The sequence below is a fragment of the Alloalcanivorax xenomutans genome (assembly GCF_032810065.1).
Taxonomy (GTDB): Bacteria; Pseudomonadota; Gammaproteobacteria; order Pseudomonadales; family Alcanivoracaceae; genus Alloalcanivorax; species Alloalcanivorax xenomutans.
In genome coordinates this window covers 1,915,348-1,927,691 of the sequence record NZ_CP136538.1, presented here as the reverse complement: position 1 = coordinate 1,927,691, position 12,344 = coordinate 1,915,348, and the positions used below count along the sequence as shown (strand labels likewise).

General features: G+C 64.7%; 13 protein-coding genes. 10 read left to right on the top strand and 3 right to left on the bottom strand.

Features of this window, described 5'->3' with window-relative positions; genetic code table 11:
* Positions 1 to 55 precede the first annotated feature (55 nt).
* Entirely contained in the window at positions 56 to 1,324 is a 1,269-nt protein-coding gene (locus RYH70_RS09035) for a DUF1835 domain-containing protein (RefSeq protein ID WP_055100767.1), read from the top strand.
* 185 nt (positions 1,325 to 1,509) lie between these two features.
* On the opposite strand, the gene RYH70_RS09030 is transcribed toward RYH70_RS09035, so the two are convergent.
* The 3 genes from RYH70_RS09030 to RYH70_RS09020 are packed head-to-tail and all read right to left on the bottom strand — an operon-like array spanning position 1,510 to position 3,991.
* Positions 1,510 to 2,409, bottom strand: coding sequence for an alpha/beta fold hydrolase (locus RYH70_RS09030; protein WP_317010097.1), 900 nt, complete (start codon positions 2,407 to 2,409; stop codon positions 1,510 to 1,512).
* Positions 2,406 to 2,675, bottom strand: a complete 270-nt coding sequence (locus RYH70_RS09025; RefSeq protein WP_317010096.1) for an acylphosphatase — start codon at positions 2,673 to 2,675, stop codon at positions 2,406 to 2,408. The genes RYH70_RS09030 and RYH70_RS09025 overlap by 4 nt, the downstream gene beginning before the upstream one ends.
* Positions 2,676 to 2,677: 2 nt before the next feature.
* A complete protein-coding gene (locus RYH70_RS09020) occupies positions 2,678 to 3,991 on the bottom strand; it encodes a YihY family inner membrane protein (protein ID WP_022994492.1) in 1,314 nt (437 codons plus the stop codon).
* Between the two features lie 187 nt (positions 3,992 to 4,178).
* On the opposite strand from RYH70_RS09020, the gene arsC reads away from it, so the two are divergent.
* The 9 genes from arsC to RYH70_RS08975 are packed head-to-tail and all read left to right on the top strand — an operon-like array spanning position 4,179 to position 12,181.
* Positions 4,179 to 4,535 (top strand): arsenate reductase (glutaredoxin), encoded by a 357-nt coding sequence (gene arsC / locus RYH70_RS09015; protein WP_022994491.1) that lies wholly within the window; start codon positions 4,179 to 4,181, stop codon positions 4,533 to 4,535.
* Entirely contained in the window at positions 4,532 to 5,131 is a 600-nt protein-coding gene (gene wrbA / locus RYH70_RS09010) for an NAD(P)H:quinone oxidoreductase (RefSeq protein WP_197021012.1), read from the top strand. The genes arsC and wrbA overlap by 4 nt, the downstream gene beginning before the upstream one ends.
* The gene (locus RYH70_RS09005; RefSeq protein ID WP_022994489.1) at positions 5,128 to 5,466 is read left to right on the top strand and encodes a DUF2069 domain-containing protein; all 339 of its coding nucleotides are present in this window, start codon (positions 5,128 to 5,130) and stop codon (positions 5,464 to 5,466) included. The genes wrbA and RYH70_RS09005 overlap by 4 nt, the downstream gene beginning before the upstream one ends.
* Positions 5,453 to 6,130, top strand: a complete 678-nt coding sequence (locus tag RYH70_RS09000) for an RDD family protein (protein WP_022994488.1) — start codon at positions 5,453 to 5,455, stop codon at positions 6,128 to 6,130. Before RYH70_RS09005 ends, RYH70_RS09000 begins: the two co-directional genes overlap by 14 nt.
* The gene (locus tag RYH70_RS08995; protein WP_317010095.1) at positions 6,127 to 7,092 is read left to right on the top strand and encodes a stage II sporulation protein M; all 966 of its coding nucleotides are present in this window, start codon (positions 6,127 to 6,129) and stop codon (positions 7,090 to 7,092) included. The genes RYH70_RS09000 and RYH70_RS08995 overlap by 4 nt, the downstream gene beginning before the upstream one ends.
* Positions 7,079 to 8,572 carry a hypothetical protein gene (locus RYH70_RS08990; protein WP_055100763.1) on the top strand — a complete coding sequence of 498 codons (1,494 nt, stop codon included), beginning with the start codon at positions 7,079 to 7,081 and terminating at the stop codon, positions 8,570 to 8,572. The genes RYH70_RS08995 and RYH70_RS08990 overlap by 14 nt, the downstream gene beginning before the upstream one ends.
* Entirely contained in the window at positions 8,569 to 9,894 is a 1,326-nt protein-coding gene (locus RYH70_RS08985) for a DUF4350 domain-containing protein (RefSeq protein WP_063139681.1), read from the top strand. The genes RYH70_RS08990 and RYH70_RS08985 overlap by 4 nt, the downstream gene beginning before the upstream one ends.
* Positions 9,891 to 10,862 (top strand): AAA family ATPase, encoded by a 972-nt coding sequence (locus tag RYH70_RS08980; protein ID WP_022994484.1) that lies wholly within the window; start codon positions 9,891 to 9,893, stop codon positions 10,860 to 10,862. Before RYH70_RS08985 ends, RYH70_RS08980 begins: the two co-directional genes overlap by 4 nt.
* Complete coding sequence (locus RYH70_RS08975) at positions 10,859 to 12,181, top strand: DUF58 domain-containing protein (RefSeq protein WP_022994483.1); 1,323 nt, start codon at positions 10,859 to 10,861, stop codon at positions 12,179 to 12,181. Before RYH70_RS08980 ends, RYH70_RS08975 begins: the two co-directional genes overlap by 4 nt.
* Positions 12,182 to 12,344: the final 163 nt, after the last annotated feature.

The window sequence follows — 12,344 nt, the reverse complement described above, 5'->3', positions numbered from 1 at the left end:
GCCCCGCGGATTTATGGTAGAGAAAACGGTTTGAAGAATGTCCAGGGACCATGACATGTCTTCTGCAGTACCCGCTCCACCCAGCCCTTTTGTTCACGGCCATCTGACGCTGGAAAGACAGGAACGCCGCGCCCGTAATCTGCTGCGCGGCGCCCGCCGCCATCACGGTCCGGCGGTATTGCGGCTGGCCGCGCGCCGACGTTCGCAGCGCCAGCCGTTCACCCTGGCCGATGCCCGGCGCGCCATTGCCCGGGAACAGGGTTTCCCGGATTGGGCCTCGCAGAGCCATCACATTCGCGAGCTGGAACACAGCCAGCCGCTGTACGGACTCAGCCCGGATGGCGACGAAGCCACCCTGCATCTGTGCGGCGCCATGGACCTGACCCCGCGTCTGCGCGAAGCCGGCTTCGTCGGGGAAATACTGAGCCTGGCGGACCCGTACAGTCTCGGCCCCCTGCGTAACGAACCGATACCGCTGTTCCGGCAGCGGCGCAGTCGTTTTCTGGCCAATCTGCGGCAACAGGACTGGCAACGGGTGGCGCGGGAACAGCAGGACATTCAAGACCGGCTGGCGGAAGCCGCGCGGGGACGGCGGGTGGTGTTGTGGTTCCAGCACGACAGCCAGGATCAGCTGATTCTGGCCCGGCTGCTGCACCAGTTCAGCCATGATGCCAACGGCGGCCGGTTGCAATTGATCGCGGTGGAATCGGTGCCGGGCGTCAAACGCTTCCGCTGCCTCACCCAACTGGCGCCCTTCGTGCTTAACTGGTTGTGGCGGCGCCGGCGCGCGGTCAGCGCCGCGCAGCTGTCGCTCGGCGAAGCGGCCTGGCGCGCGGTGACCGCCAACCATCCCGAAGCGCTTTACCGCCTGTCCCGGCACACCACCTCGGCGTTGCCCATGCTTGGCCGGGCCCTGCGCCGTCATCTGCTGGAACTGCCGGATCCGGCCACCGGCCTGGGACTGAGCGAGCAATTGGCGGCACAGCTGGTGGCGGAGCGCGGGCCGATTTCCATACGCGGGCTGTATAACGCCCTGCAAGAGGAACGCGAACCGCTCCCCTATTTGTCACCCCAAATGTTTCGCTGGGTATTGAAACCCCTGCTGGAAGGCGAGCGGGCGCTGCTGGAATATCACCGCACCCCCGGGCGCCCCTGGGATGAAGGCTTGCTGGATGTCACCCATGCCGGCCATGGCGTCCTCAGCGGCTACCGCAACTGGCTGGACAGCCGCCCGCCCATACGCTGGGTGGGCGGCATCCCCATCGACGGCACCCACGCCTGCTGGTGCATTGACAAGAGCAGTGGACAACCGAGACAGCGCTGAACAAAGCAGTTAAGAATGAATAGAGAACAGTTAACAGCGAAAACCAAAAAAACGATCCATACGCTGTCTGTGGGAGCTTGCTTGCAAGCGAATATTGCCAAGCGCCCGAGCAAACCCCATTCGCTTGCAGGCAAGCTCCCACAGTGGCTAAAGGTCACCTGTTTTGGTTTTTTTCTGTTAACTATTCACTGTTCCCTATTCACTCTTAACTGCTTTTTTTCTTCTTTTCGAATGTGCTCCACCAAAAGCTCCGCCACCGCATCCGGTTGTTGCAGGTGCAGGAAGTGGCCGGCGTCGGCCAGGGTTTTGACGTAGAGGCCTTCCGGGAAGTCACCGGGGTAGATGGTGTGGTCCAGCAGGCGCGGGCTCATGCAGCCGCCGCTTTCGCCGAGCAACACCTGGGTCGGAACCCGGGTTTCTCCCAACAGTGTCTTGCTGGCCTGACGCAGGTCCCGGCGCCATAGCCGGGGCAAGTGCCGGTACCAGCCCAGGGCGGCGGACAAGACGCCGGGTTGGGCCAGGGTGTGCTTGGCCTGCTCCAGGTAGCGGCCGGCTTCCCAGCCCGGCGACCAGCGCCGCCACAGGGTGGCGACACCGTCCAGGTCGTTGCGGTTGAGCCAGGTCTCCGCCGCCAGCGGCAGCTGGAAAAACGGAATATAGGCGCTCAGTCCCAATTGTTCCGGCACCCGCAGCAGCGCCTGGGGCAAGCGCTTCAAAGGCGGTATCGCCAGCGCGGAAAAAGTGCTGAAGGTTTCCGGATAGCGCGCGCAGGCCAGGTAGCCCAACACCGCGCCCCAATCGTGGCCGACCAGGTGCAAACGCCCGCCCAACTGATCGGTGAAGGCCATCAGATCCTCCAGCGCGGCGGTCAACGCATAGTCGCCACTGCCCGGCTGACAGGAGGGTGCGTATCCACGCAATGCCGGCGCCACCGCGGTATAACCGGCGCGCGCCAGCCGCTGCATGATATCGGCCCAATTCTCATGGGTATCCGGAAAGCCATGCAGCAACAATACCGGCTCGCCGTCACCGGTCAGCAGTGCCGGAAAGCGCAGATCGCCATTCACCAGTTCAACCTGTTTCACCGGGATACCTCGAAGTCCTCGTAACCCCTTGGGGTGCGTTCGGTTTGCGTCACATCGGTGACCCGCGCGCGAGCCGGGCCACGGCGCATCCAGGCCAGTAAGGCGCTGACCGCCTCCTCGCTGCCCTCCAGCCAGGCTTCCACGCTACCGTCCTCGAGATTGCGAACCCAGCCCACCACGCCATGGCGGCGGGCTTCATCACAGGTGCTGGCACGAAAATACACGCCCTGAACGCGGCCGCGCACCACCACTTGACGGGCAATCATGATCATTCGTCCTCTTTTCGATGACCGGCCCCCTCATCACTGAGGTCGGGATCGGGGCCGGTTTCCGGCAACTGATTCTCGAACAGCGTTTCCAGAGGAAACGACAAGGGTTCACGCATGCCTTCGCGCGCCTGATCGCAGCGTGCCTTGAGCACCGTTTCCCAGGGCTCCAGCCCCTGGGCATTGACGCTCAGTTGCTGCTCGCTGGTCCAGGGTAACATGGCGAGCAGCTCCGCCAGGGTCAACGAACGTAAATCTCCGCTCAGCATGTAACCGCCTTCATCGGTGCGGCGCATCAATCCACGATCCTCCAGCAGATTGCGGAATTCATCCCAATGGGTGACGCCGGCTTCCCGCAGTACGCGCTGCACCTCATTATGACGTAGCACTTCCCCGTTACGTTGCCGTGTCCACAGCACGCACAGCAATCGCAGCAGCGACTGGGTGCGCGGCACCCGGCGCCGAAACTCCTCGAACACCACCAGGCCGCGCACCAGCTCGGCGCCGGCGAGAACGATGATCCAGGAAATATAAATCCACAACAGAAACACCGGCACCATGGCGAAGGCACCATAGATGACCTGATAGCTGGGCACCTGCCGGATGAAGAACGCGAACCCGCCCTTGGCCAGTTCAAACGCCAAGGCCGCCAGCAAGGCACCGAGCATGCCCTGACGAATCGGAACCGAGGTGTTCGGCACCACGATATACAGCAACGAGAGTAAACCGGTGGTCATCACCACCGGCAAGGCGCGCAGCCAGAAACGATCGCCGCCCAGATACGCCACGGTATCGGTAACCAGGGAAACGGAAGTGAGATAGGAACTGATACCCAGGCCGGCGCCCAGCAGGATCGGGCCCAGAGACAACACCGCCCAGTACATCATCAGGCTGGTCAGCCCCTTGCGCGGCTTGCCGATACGCCAGATCCGGTTCAAGGACTGCTCTATGGTGCGCAACATCAATACCGAGGTCACCACCAGGAACAAGGCGCCCACAACGGTGAGATTGGTGGCCTGCCGGGAGAAGCCTTCCAGGTGGCGAAGAATCTGGTCACCGGCGGACGGCACGAAATACTGAAACGCCCACTGACGAATCGCCAATCCCCGTTCATTGAGCGCCGGAATCGCCGATATCACGGTGAACATCACCGTCATCACCGGAACGATGGCGAACAAGGTGGTATAGGTGAGCGCCGCCGCCGATGACAGGCAGCCGTCCTCGACGAACTGGCGCCGCAGTAAACGCAGAAACGCCACCAGCGACTGCATGCGCACACGAAAGGGAATCAGCGGTGTCTCGTCCTTGTCCGTCATCGGTTTCTTTTTTCCCATCGTTCACCGGGTCACCACGAAAAAGCAGAGGCAAGAGTCCCCTACCATCTTCCCGCGGCACATGGAATCTCCCACAAACGCCGCCCACTACCGTACAATCGAGGGCTTTCGCGTGCGCCGCCGATTACGGGGACGGCACCGCCCACTATTTCGCAAGGGGAGCGAGGCCATGGCCGACTACAGCATCTATCATAATCCGCGCTGTTCCAAATCCCGCCAGGCGCTGGCGCTGCTGGAAGAGAACGGCATTGAGCCGAACGTGATAAAGTATCTGGACAACCCGCCGGATGCCAACACTCTGCGCGCTCTGGTCCGACAACTCGGACTGGCCCGTGCCCATGATCTGGTGCGCGTCAAGGAAGCGGAATACAAAGAAGCGGGGCTGCACGCGGACGCCGATGACGACACCGTCATCGCCGCCCTGGTCCGCTACCCCAAGTTGCTGGAGCGGCCGGTGGTGGTCCACGGCAAACGCGCGGTCATCGGACGGCCGCCGGAAAAAGTGCTGGAGTTGATTGAATCGTGAGCGCCTACATTCTGGTCCTGTACTACAGCCGTACCGGCGCGGTGGCGGAACTGGCGCGCCAGGTCGCGCGGGGCGTGGAAAGCAGCGGCATGGAAGCGCGCCTGCGTACCGTGCCGCCGGTATCCGCCGATCACCAGGCCACGGCGCCGGCGGTACCGGACAGCGGCGCGCCCTATGCCACCCTCGACGACCTGCGCGGTTGCGCCGGGCTCGCCCTGGGATCGCCCACCCGCTTCGGCAATATGGCGGCACCGCTGAAGTATTTCATCGATCAGACCAGCGACCTGTGGATGTCCGGGGATTTGATCGGCAAACCCGCCGGCGTGTTCACCGCCTCCGCCAGCCAGCATGGTGGCCAGGAAAGCACCTTGTTGTCGATGATGCTGCCACTGTTTCACCACGGCATGGTGCTGGCCGGAGTTCCCTACAGCGAAGCGGCCCTGACCCGCACCCGTGACGGCGGCACGCCCTACGGCCCGAGCCATGTGGCAGGTATCGACAACCGCACCCAGCCCAGCGACGACGAAATCACTCTGGCGCGGGCGCTGGGGCATCGCCTCGGCGGACTGGCCCGGGCACTGGAGCAGCGCCGATGATTTTGCTGCTGCGGCTCACCTATGCCCTGCTGCTGCTGATCGGGCTGGCCAACCAGTTCTGGCTGGGGCCGCCGGACGCGCCCTGGATGGCGGCGGTGATCATGGGGGTTGGTCTGTATCTGCCGTTGCTGCTGATGATGCCGGCGGTGATCAACGCCGACAAACGCGGGCTCACCTGGTTGTGTTTTCTGCTGCTGTTCTATTTTTGCGGTTACGTGATACAGGTGCTGGACCCGGAACCGGTGCGCACCCTGGCCATCGTCAAGGTGAGCCTGACCACGGTGCTGTTCGTATTGTCCATGCAAGTCATCCGGGGTGGACGTGCTGATCGATGAACGTCTGCATATTGATACGCCGGAAGGCGCGCGGCTGACCTTGTCCCTGGCCGGGCCGCTGCCGCGCGGCATGGCCTACGGTATCGATTTGATGATCCGTGCCCTGATTCTGATGGTGGTGGCCACGCCCCTGATGTTGCTGGGCCGTGGCGGCTCCGGTCTTTATCTATTGCTGCTGTTCCTGCTGGAATGGTTTTACCCGGTGCTGTTCGAGGTATTCCGGCAGGGGCGCACGCCGGGCAAGGCGGCCATGGGCCTGGCGGTGGTGCACGGCAACGGCGCTCCGGTGGGCTTGAGCGGCTCGCTGGTGCGTAATCTGCTGCGCACCGCTGATCTGTTCCCGTTCGCCTACCTGACCGGCTTCGTGGTGATGCTGGTTTCCTCTCGCCAACAACGGCTGGGCGATCTTGCCGCCGACACCCTGGTGATTCACGTGCCCGCGCCGCAAACCCGCCCCGCTCCCGGTGACAGCGGCGGAGAGCCACCGGATTGGCCGCTGGACCGTGGCGATCAGTTGGTGCTGCTGGCCTTTCATGACCGGGGCTTGCGGCTGTCCGAGGACCGTCAACGGGAACTGGCCAGACTGGCTTACCCGGAACTCACCGATGATGCCGCCCTGGCCCGGTTACGCCGGGTGGTCAATCACGTACTGGGGGCGACATGAGACAAAGCCGGTTCGAGCAGCGCTATCAACCCCAGTGGCATCGCCTTGAGCAGGGCCTGACGGCGCTGGAGAAAAAGCAGCGGCCCAAGAACGTGGACCTGTCGCGCTTCACTGGCGACTACCAGGACCTGTGCCATCAGTTGGCGCTGTCGCGGGAACGGGGCTACAGCCTGGTGCTGCAGGACTACCTGAACGACCTGATGCTGCGTGCCCATCGCCAACTCTACCGTCACCGGGCACCGTTGATGCCGAGGTTGGCGGCGTTCCTGCGCGGTGACTTCCCGCGCGCGGTGCGCGCCATGTGGCGCTGGCATCTGATCAGCGCCCTCGCCTTCCTGCTCTCCGCCGGACTGGTCGCGGCGATGATCCTGCACGACCCGGAGCTGGTGCATACCGTGGTGGACGGCAATGGTGTCAGCGATCTGGAAAACATGTACCACCCGGATCTGCGCGACAGCAGCGACCGCAATCGGGCCGACGATCTGATGATGTTCGGCTACTACATCTACAACAATGTCGGCATCGCTTTCCGCACCTTCGCTGGTGGGGTGTTGTTCGGCATCGGCTCCCTGGTGGTGATGCTGTTCAACGGCAGTTTCCTCGGCGCCGCCGCCGCCCACCTGACCCTGGTGGGCGCCGGGCAGCCGTTCTACACCTTCGTCATTGCCCATGGGGCGCCGGAACTGACCGCCATCGTGCTGGCCGGCGGCGCCGGGTTGCGCCTGGGCTGGTCGTTGGTGGCGCCGGGCTCCTGGCGACGGGTGGATGCCTTGCGCCGGGCGGCGCGGGAAACCCTGCCGGTCATGTACGGCGTGTTCCTGTTGCTGGTGCTGGCAGCGATGATCGAGGCGTTCTGGTCCTCCCGGGAATTGGACGCCCAGATCAAATACACCGTCGGCGGTATCAGTTGGGCCCTGCTTTACGTCTATTTGCTGTTCGCGGGGCGTCATGGATCTGAATAACCTGCGCGCCCGCCTGGCGCCCCGTTCCCCCTGGCAGGCCATGGATCTGGGCACCCGTTTCTATCGCCGCTGGTGGCGTCAGGTCACCCTGGTATGGCTGCTGTTCACGGCGCTGCCCTATACCCTGCTCAGCGCCCTGTCCATTGGCCTGGACAGCCTGTGGCCGATAGTGCTGTTCTGGTGGTTGAAGCCACTGTGGGAAAGACCGCTGCTGGCCTTCTTCAGCCATGCCCTGTTCGGTGACTACCCCGGCGCCTGGACCCTGCTCAAGCGCTTCCCCGCCTATGGCCTGAACGGCTTGGCCGGACAGTTGACCTGGCGCCGGCTGAGCCCGTTCCGGGGTCTGTTGACCGGCATCTGGCAATTGGAAGGCTGCCGCGGCGCCCAGGCCTCGTCCCGCATCCAGGTGCTGCTGAGTCCGCCCGGGCAGCGGGCCGGCACGCTCATGGCGTTGATGGTGGCCCTCGAACAAGTGCTGCTGACCGGTCTGATGGTGCTGGTGCTGACGCTGGTGCCCTGGGACTTCAACATGGAATTCAGCGTCTGGTTCAGCGAACAGAGTTATTTGCATCTGAGTCTGGCGGCACTGGCCTGGTATCTGACACTGACCATCACCGAGCCGCTTTACGTAGCGGCCGCTTTTTCCCTTTATCTTAATCAGCGCACCTGGCTGGAAGGCTGGGATCTGCAATTGGGGCTGGACCGCATCGGCCGGCGCCGCCGGGTGCTCGGCGTCACCACCCTGGCACTGCTGCTGATGCTTACCGTGATGCCGCATCCGGCACCAGCGGCACAAACCGAACCGGAAGACCCCAAACAAGCGGCCATTGAACTACTGGCCGGCGAGCGGTTCATGCCGGTGGAAATCCGCGAGGAGCGCCAACTGCGCCCTTCCTTGCGCAGCGATGACAAGGACAGTTGGTGGAACCGCCTGCTTGATCAGTTGTTCAACAGTGACCATGCGGATCGCGACCGCGCTGGCGGTGACTGGCAACTGCCGGATCGGCTGGTCACGGTCCTCGCCAGTCTGGTGCTGGTGGCCCTGATCGTGTTCCTGCTGCTGGCCCTGTTCCGCAACCGCGGCGCTCTGAAAGGCGGACGTTCCAAGCCCATGGAGATGCCGGTGAGCGTGGCGGGGCTGGATACCCGCGCCGAGTCCTTGCCGGACGACCTGGGTAGCGGTGTGGAGCAGGCGCTGGCCGGTGACGATGTGCGCGCCGCGCTGGCGCTGTTGCTGCGCCATGCCCTGGTAGCCCTGTTTCAGAGCCACCCCACCCGGCTCACTCCCGGCGCCACCGAGCGGGATTGTCTGAATGCCTACCGGCGTCTGCTCGGTGACGATGCCAGAGTGACGTATCTCGGCGACCTGATACGGCAATGGACCCGCATCGCCTGGGCCCATCAGCCGGTGACGCCGGAACAGGCGCGCCAACTGCTGCGGCGCTGGCAACAATTGAGCAGCGCGGAGGCGGCATCATGAAGCGCTGGTGGCCCTATCTTGTACTGGTGCTGCTGGTGGCCCTGGTGGCGGGCTACTTCTGGGCCACGGTACCGGTGCAATACGCCGCGCCGGCCTCACCGGACGCCAGCGTGCGTAATAATCCGTACCTCGCCGCGCAACAGCTGTTGGACCACTGGGGACGGCCCAGCCGCCGTATCTTCAGCACCCGCGCCCTGTTTCCGTTGCCGGACACCGATACCACTCTGATCCTCGATGGCGATCGCGGCTCACTGGGCTACGAGCGGCAATTGGATCTGCTCAACTGGGTCCACGATGGCGGCAATCTGATCATTGCCGCGCGCTACCTGCCGCCCTCAAGCGGCTGGTTCGCCGAGGAGGAAACGGAACAGGACGAGAACGAGACGCGGCGCCGCGATCCGGACTCGCTGCTGTCCCTGTTCGAGGTGGAGGTCGAGGCCCTGCCCCGCGAGGACAATGAAGAAGACCCGCTGGCCCTGCTGTTCGACCGTTTCCGGCCGATGGAAGACTGGTTTCTGGAGTATTGCCTTAGTGGTGATGCCTCCGAGGAGCGGCTGCATCAATGCGAGGTCCTCACCTGTCAGGCACCGCAACACTGGCAGCCGCCGGCGGCGACCCACAATCTGGGCGACCAGCCCCGGCTGCTGCAGAGCGAGACGCCGATACGGCTGCTTTACACCCCCCTGCCGATAGACGATTCCACCGGCGAGCCGGCGCAGGTACTGGAAGCCTCCGCCAGCAACGAGGCCGGCGAAACCCTGCTGCGTTTCCGGGTGGGCGGCGGCACCGTCACCGTGCTTACCGAGCTTGGACTGTGGGACAACCAGCACCTGCACCATTTTGACCACGCCCGGCTGCTGGCCGACCTGACTGCCCGGGGACCGGTATGGTTCGTACGTGGAATCGATATCCCGCCGCTGCCAATATGGCTGTGGGAGCGATTCTGGCCCCTCATTCTGGCGCTGGTGCTGGCGCTGGCATTCTGGTTGTGGCGGCGGCTGCCACGCCGCGGGCCCTTGTGGCGCGATCCGGCCCGCCAGCACACCGATTATCTCGGTCATTTGCGGGCCATTGGCCATTTCCATTGGCGCACCGGCCAGAGCGACCGGCTGTTGGCGTCCCTGCGCCATCAGGTCCAGCGCCGCATCGCCCTGCAACACGCGGACCCGGTCAAGGCCCTGGCGTTGACCGCCAAGCGTCTGGACATCCCCGAACACACGCTTTCCCAAGCCCTGGAGCAACCCCCCGCCGACCGCGCTCAATGCGTGGCCATGGTGGCGCTGTTGCAACAGGTCAGGCAGAGGATCAGGAGTCAACCATGAAAACCGCTGAAACCCTGGAACAGGCCACCGCCCTGGCCGCCGACATCGAGGCGCAGCTGAATCGGGTGCTGATCGGGCAGCCCGAAGTCACCCGTCAGGTGCTGATCGCCCTGATCACCGGTGGCCACGTGCTGATCGAAGGCGTGCCGGGACTGGGAAAAACGCTGCTGGCGCGGAGCCTGGCGCGGGTGCTGAAACTCGATTTTCAGCGCATCCAGTTCACCCCGGACCTGATGCCCACCGATGTCACCGGCCACGCCATCTATGACGCCGGCAACGCCACCTTCCATATCCGCAAGGGGCCGGCCTTCACCAATCTGCTGCTGGCGGACGAGATCAACCGGGCCCCGGCCAAGACCCAGGCGGCCTTGCTGGAAGTGATGCAGGAACGGCAAATCACCATCGAGGGCGAAAGCTTCAGTCTGGCGCCGCCGTTCGTGGTCCTGGCCACCCAGAACCCGTTGGACCAGGAAGGGACCTACCCGTTGCCGGAGGCGGAGCTGGACCGTTTTCTGTTCAAGATCCTGATCGGCTACCCGGAACAGGAAGACGAGGCGCGGATGCTGCGCATGGTGCTGGACGGCACCCTGGCGGACAGCCTCGACGACGCCGGGCTCAGTGCCGTCACCGACAGTGCCGGCGTGCTCTCCTTGAGCCGCTGGGCGGAACAGGTGCTGCTGGACGACGCCATCCTCGATTACCTGCTGCGCCTGGCCCGCGCCACCCGCGATCACCCGGCCCTGGTTCAGGGCGCCAGTCCGCGTGCCAGTATTGCCCTGGCCCGGGCGGCGAAAAGCTACGCCCTGCTCGATGGCCGTGACTTCGTCATTCCCGATGACATCAAGGCGGTGGCGCCGCCGGTGCTGCGCCATCGCCTGCGCCTGGGCGTGGACGCGGAACTGGAAGGCCAGACCGTGGAGACGGTGCTGACCCACTTGCTCGAGCAAGTGGAGGCCCCGCGTCAATGAGACCCGGGTCACGCCTGCTGTTGCTTCTGCTCTGCTGGGCGGCGCTGAGCCTGCTGCCGGTGCTGGCGGCGGCCTTCGCCTCCGGATGGCGCGACAGCGCCCTGCTGATCTGGGTGCTGGCCGGCCTGGCACTGGCGTTATGGGCGGTGCTGGATGCCCGGCGCCTGAGCGCCCGTCCGGCACCGGCCGCCGAGCGCTCACTGCCCGCCGCTCTGTCAGTGGGGGTGCCACAGACCATTACATTGCGTCTGAGCGGCGGGCGGCCCGGTGAGATCTGGAACCTGGCCGATCATCACCCCGATGACGACAGCCACACCGGCCTGCCCCGGGAAGTGACCCTGGCGGCGGACATCACCGAGGTCCGCTACCGCTATCGCCCCTCCCGGCGCGGCCCGGTGGCGTTCGGCGACATCGAAGTGTGGCTGCCGTCCCCGGCGCGCCTGTGGCAAGGCCGCCGCCGGGTAGCCGCCGCCCGCACCGTACCGGTGTATCCGGACTTCTCCCCCATCGCCCGGGCGGCCCTGGCGGTGGATAAAAGCCAGCTGCGCTTTGGCAACCGCCAGCAACCGCGCCGCGGCCAGGGCCTGGAATTTCACGAACTGCGGGAATATCAGCCCGGTGACAGCCCGCGCCGCATCGACTGGAAAGCCAGCGCCCGCCGCCGTCATCTGATCACCCGTCACTACCAGGATGAACAGAACCAGAGCCTGTGGGTGCTGCTCGATGCCGGGCGACGAATGAAGCTGCCGGTGGGCGATCTGACCCTGTTCGACCATGGGCTCAACGCCACCTTGCTGCTGGCCTGGTCGGCACTGCGCCAGGGCGACCGGGTGGGCAGTCTGCTGTTCTCCCGGGACACCCCGCGCTGGCTGTCGCCGGTACACGGGCCTAGCGGCATTCAAACCCTGCTGAAAGGCTTCTACGACGTTCATCCCCAGGAGCACGCCAGCGACTTCAGCCAGGCCGCCCGCTATTTCCACGGCCGCTGGCAACGCCGCTCGCTGGTGGTGCTGGTCAGCCGGCTGCACCCGGAGGACAGCGACGATCTGCTCGCCGCCGTGACGCTACTGAGCCGGCGCCATCTGGTGATGGTGGCGGACATCCGCCTGCCCGAGCAGGAAGCCCTGCACCAGGCGCCGGTCCAGGACCTGGACGATGCCCTGCGGCTGGCGGCGGATGCCCAGGAACAAGAGCACCGGAGAGCCCTGCACGTGCGCCTGCGCCGCGCCGGCGCCAACGTGGTCGCCGCCACCCCGGAACGCCTCGCCGAACGCCTTGGGCAGACCTATCTGGCTTTGAAACGGGCGGGGAGACTGTGAAAAGCAGTTAATAAGGAACAATGAATAGTGAATAGTTTCGCGTGGCAGATCCTTCCACGCAGATAGTACAGAGGCCGCGTCCAAAGCCCTGCGCGACATTATCGTCATCAAGAAAACAAGCCGCTTCACGGCTGCGGCCAGACGTTATCGATACTCAATCGTC

What these genes read in the sequence shown, in the direction of transcription:
- RYH70_RS08990 (WP_055100763.1), top strand. Translation starts at nt 7,079, where the DNA reads ATGGATCTGAATAACCTGCGCGCCCGCCTGGCGCCCCGTTCCCCCTGG.
- RYH70_RS09005 (WP_022994489.1), top strand. Translation starts at nt 5,128, where the DNA reads ATGATTTTGCTGCTGCGGCTCACCTATGCCCTGCTGCTGCTGATCGGG.
- RYH70_RS09020 (WP_022994492.1), bottom strand. Translation starts at nt 3,991, where the DNA reads ATGACGGACAAGGACGAGACACCGCTGATTCCCTTTCGTGTGCGCATG.
- RYH70_RS08980 (WP_022994484.1), top strand. Translation starts at nt 9,891, where the DNA reads ATGAAAACCGCTGAAACCCTGGAACAGGCCACCGCCCTGGCCGCCGAC.
- RYH70_RS09025 (WP_317010096.1), bottom strand. Translation starts at nt 2,675, where the DNA reads ATGATTGCCCGTCAAGTGGTGGTGCGCGGCCGCGTTCAGGGCGTGTAT.
- RYH70_RS08995 (WP_317010095.1), top strand. Translation starts at nt 6,127, where the DNA reads ATGAGACAAAGCCGGTTCGAGCAGCGCTATCAACCCCAGTGGCATCGC.
- RYH70_RS09035 (WP_055100767.1), top strand. Translation starts at nt 56, where the DNA reads ATGTCTTCTGCAGTACCCGCTCCACCCAGCCCTTTTGTTCACGGCCAT.
- RYH70_RS08985 (WP_063139681.1), top strand. Translation starts at nt 8,569, where the DNA reads ATGAAGCGCTGGTGGCCCTATCTTGTACTGGTGCTGCTGGTGGCCCTG.
- RYH70_RS08975 (WP_022994483.1), top strand. Translation starts at nt 10,859, where the DNA reads ATGAGACCCGGGTCACGCCTGCTGTTGCTTCTGCTCTGCTGGGCGGCG.
- arsC (WP_022994491.1), top strand. Translation starts at nt 4,179, where the DNA reads ATGGCCGACTACAGCATCTATCATAATCCGCGCTGTTCCAAATCCCGC.